This is a genomic window from Streptomyces sp. NPDC057654, from assembly GCF_042800135.1.
Lineage (GTDB): Bacteria > Actinomycetota > Actinomycetes > Streptomycetales > Streptomycetaceae > Streptomyces.
The window spans coordinates 1-3,112 of record NZ_JBHVHQ010000957.1; the positions used below are offsets into that span (position 1 = coordinate 1).

Below are 3,112 nucleotides of genomic sequence, written 5' to 3' on the forward strand. Positions count from 1 at the left end.
CTGCCGCTCACCGCCAACGGCAAGATCGACCGTACGGCGCTGCCCCAGGACGCCCGGGAACTCGCCGCGCCACCCGCCTCCCACCGCCGCGCCGAGGCGCCGCTGGAGCGCAGGATCAGCGCCGTCTGGGCGGCGGCGCTCGGCCACGAGTCCTTCGGGACCGACGACAACTTCTTCGACGTAGGCGGCCATTCGCTGCTGCTGGCGTCGGTCCGCGACCGGCTCGCCGAGGAACTGGGCGGCCCCGTACGGATCGCCGACCTCTACGCGTACCCGACCATCGCCGCCCTCGCCCGGCAGCTGACCGGCGCCGAAACCCCGCCCCCGGCCCGCACGGACGCCGGAACCCCGGCCCGTACCGGCGGCGAGCCGCGCACCGCCGGGCGCCGCCGCGGCGCGGCCCGGCTGACGGCCATGCGGACGCGGACCTCCCACGGAAGGGCTGAACGACAGTGACCGCCGAGCACATCAACGACCCCGACCTCGCCCCCGACCTCGATCTCGACTCCGACGACACCCGCATCGCCGTCGTCGGCATGGCCTGCCGCTTCCCCGGAGCCACCACCCCGGAGGAGTACTGGCACAACGTGGCCAACGGAGTCGACGGCGTACGGACCCTCACCGACGCGGAACTCGCGGAATGGGGCGAGGACCCCGAGCGGATCAAGGACCCGCGCTACGTACGGCGGCACGGCCCCGTGGAGAACATCGGCGACTTCGACGCGGAGTTCTTTGGCATCACCGGCCGCGACGCCGACCTGCTCAACCCCCAGCACCGGATCTTCCTGGAGTGCGCGTGGGAGGCGCTGGAACGGGCCGGGTACGACCCGCGCGCGGTGCCGGGCACCACGGGCCTGTTCGCCGGGGCCGGCCGCAACGGCTACGCCTCGATCGTACGGTCCCGGCCCGACCGCTTCCCCGGCGTCGACGAGCTCGCCCTCAGCCTCGCCAACGACCCCGAGCACCTGTGCACCCGCGTGTCGTACCTCCTCGGCCTCACCGGCCCGAGCGTCGCCGTCATGACCGCGTGCTCGACGTCCCTGGTCGCCGTGCACGAGGCGGGCCGGGCGCTGCTGGCGGGCGAGTGCGACACGGCGCTGGCCGGCGGCGTCACCGTGCGGGCCCCGCTCGTCGGCTACCCGCACCGCGAGGGCGGCACCCTGTCGGCCGACGGCTACTGCCGTACGTTCTCCGCCGACGCGCGGGGCATCGTCGGCGGCGACGGCGCCGGGATCGTCGTCCTGCGGCGGCTGCGGGACGCGATCGAGGACGGCGACCACGTGCACGCGGTGCTCCGCGGCTCCGCCGTCAACAACGACGGGCGCGAGCGCGCGGGCTACACCGCCCCCGGCGTACGCGGCCAGGCGGAGGTCATCCGCCGGGCGCACATCGCCGCCGACGTGTACCCCGCCGACATCTCGTACGTCGAGGCGCACGGCACGGGCACCCCGGTCGGCGACCCCATCGAGGTCACCGCGCTGACCCAGGCGTTCCGCGACGGGTACGAGGAGGACGAGACGGCCGCGGACGGGTCCGTGGGGCTGGGTTCGGTCAAGACGAACATCGGGCACACCGACACCGCCGCCGGGGTCGCGAGCCTCATCAAGACCGTGCTGGCCCTGGAGGACCGTACGCTCCCGGCCACCCTGCACTTCACCGCGCCGAACCCTGCCATCGACTTCGCGAGCAGCCCCTTCAGCGTCAACACCCGCACCCGGAAGTGGGAGACGACCCGGCTCCCGCGGCGCGCCGGCGTCAGCTCCTTCGGCATCGGCGGCACCAATGCGCATGTGGTGCTGGAGGAAGCGCCGGTTCCCGCACCGGCCGCCCAACTCGCCGTAGAGGGAGCGCAGTTGCTCGTCCTCTCGGCGCGGACGCCCGCCGCGCTCGACGCCGCCGCCGAGCGGCTGGCCGAGCACCTGCGGCGCCAGCCGGACCAGCCGCTGGCCGCCGTCGCCCGGACGCTCCAGGTGGGCCGGCACGCGTTCGCGCACCGCCGGTACGTCGTCTGCTCGGACCACGCGGAGGCCGTCGAAGCGCTGTCCGATCCGGCCATACGGACCGACGACGCCGCCGGTCGACCACCGACCGTCTTCTCCTTCCCGGGCGACGCCGCGCGGTACGTCCGTGACGTCCGCCCCCTGTACGCGGCCGTCCCCGCCTTCCGGGACGCGGTCGACGCGTGCTGCGAGGCGCTGCCCGAGAACCTCGGCCCCGACGTGCGGCGGCTGCTGACGCCGCGTACGGACACCGAGCCCGACGCCGCGCCGTCCCCGGAACTGGAGCACGTGACCGGCTTCGCCGTCGAGTACGCGCTCGCCCGCTCCCTCATGGACTGGGGCGTCGCCCCCGCGACCGTGACGGGGCGTGGCATGGGCGCGCCGGCCGCCGCGGCGGTGGCCGGGGCGGTGCCGCTCGCCGACGCGCTGGCCGTCGCCGCGTCGGCGGCGCGGGGCGGGACCGCCCTGCGCGACGCGGTCGAGTCGGCCCGGTGGCGGACCCCCTCGGCCGGCTGGCTGCACCCCGTCTCCCAACTGCCGGTCATGCCGCGAGAGGCGGCCGACCCGGGCTTCTGGGAAGGACTGCTGGAGGGCGGCGACGCCCCGACGGCTCCGGGCGGCGACGGCCGGCTGGTCGTGGAGATCGGACCGGAGCGGCCGGGCGGCGATGTGCTCGCCGCGCTGCTCGACGCCGTGGGGCGGGCGTGGCGCGGCGGGACGGAGATCGCCTGGGACCGCCTGCACGACGGTACGGACCGACGCCGCGTGCCGCTGCCCACGTACCCCTTCGAGCGCCGGACCCACCTGGTGCGGCCCGCCCCGGTGACCAGGGCGGACAGCGTCGCGGACGCCCCGGTCGCGCCCGCCGCCGAACCCCCGGCGGACGGCCCGGCGGACGTGGACGCCGCCCGGCTCGTCCACGTCCCCCACGTCCTCGGCATCGCCGAGGACGTCACCGACCCGGACTTCTTCGAGCACGGCGGGGACTCGCTCGCGGCCGTCGAGCTCGTCGCCCTCATCGAGAACTCCTTCGGCGTCGCGCTGCCCCTGGAGGACGGGTTCGAGACCCCCACCGACGGCGGACACGCCCGCGCCCTCGAGGACCTGCAGAC

Annotated in this window: 2 protein-coding genes; both read left to right on the forward strand. The window is 75.8% G+C overall.

From position 1 onward, the window contains the following. The coding region (locus ACFU99_RS38840) for a phosphopantetheine-binding protein (protein ID WP_384401996.1) at window positions 1-456 on the forward strand (456 nt) is incomplete at its 5' end. Further along, a partial coding sequence (locus ACFU99_RS38845; RefSeq protein WP_384401998.1) for a type I polyketide synthase occupies window positions 453-3,112 on the forward strand: 2,660 nt, incomplete at its 3' end. The genes ACFU99_RS38840 and ACFU99_RS38845, both read left to right, overlap by 4 nt.